The sequence below is a fragment of the Vibrio sp. 03_296 genome, from assembly GCF_002265885.1.
In genome coordinates this window covers 1-943 of sequence record NZ_NPKW01000558.1, presented here as the reverse complement: position 1 = coordinate 943, position 943 = coordinate 1, and the positions used below count along the sequence as shown (strand labels likewise).

1 pseudogene is annotated in these 943 nt (G+C 42.0%); it reads left to right on the top strand.

Annotated features, from left to right (window positions below):
• Positions 1 to 59: 59 nt before the first annotated feature.
• Positions 60 to 660: pseudogene (grpE, locus tag CIK04_RS26155) on the top strand (nucleotide exchange factor GrpE).
• Positions 661 to 943: the final 283 nt, after the last annotated feature.

Genomic DNA, 943 nt, shown 5'->3' with positions numbered 1-943 from the left:
GATAAAGCCTTTAAAACGTGAAAGGCTTTAAGGACAAATAGTTGAATTCTGGAGATATCATGAGCAACGAAGAAAACAAAATCAACGAAGAAGCGCTTAAACAGACAAGACGCTAGCGGAAGTAGAAGTAGAAGCTGATTGGCACTGATGCTGATATCGAATGGAACGAAGAAGCGGATGAATCAGCGGCGAAGATCGCTGAGCTGGAAGCCGCTTTATTGGCCAGCGAAGCGCGTGTGAAAGAGCAGCAAGATTCAATGCTACGTGCGAAAGCAGAAGTGGAAACATAGCGTCGTCGTACTGAGCAGAAATTGATAAAGCGCGTAAATATGCGTTGAATCGCTTTGCTGAAGAACTGCTGCCTGTGATTGATAATCTAGAGCGTGCGATTCAAGCTGCTGACGCTGAAAGCGAAGCGGTAAAACCACTGCTAGAAGGCGTTGAATTAACGCATTAAAAACGTTTGTGATGTTGGTCAGTAAGTTTGGTTTGAAAGAGATCAATCCTGAAGGCCAGCCATTTAACCCAGAATGGCATCAGGCGATGTCGATTCAGGAAAGCCCAGATCACGAGTCAAACACCGTGATGTTCGTGATGCAAAAAGGCTACGAATTGAATGGTCGAGTGATTCGTCCTGCGATGGTTATGGTTTCGAAATAAGCAAACCAATATATCGATTCAAACACACAGAGCGGCTTTTGCCGTCTCTTTTTTATGTCTCCAAAGCCGCCGCGTCTAGCAAACCAACCCTTTGATTTAGTCGATTATTCTTTGCTTTTCCTTTAATTGAAATTTAATTTCTGATTGGAAATTTGTATCATTATTGTAAACAAAAGCTTCATTTTGTAACTCATGCGTGTATTATGTGCGAACTCCGTCTGAAATATAGGCGGTTTTAACTATAAAACCATAAATTACAAACACAACATTCTGGAGTGAAGGA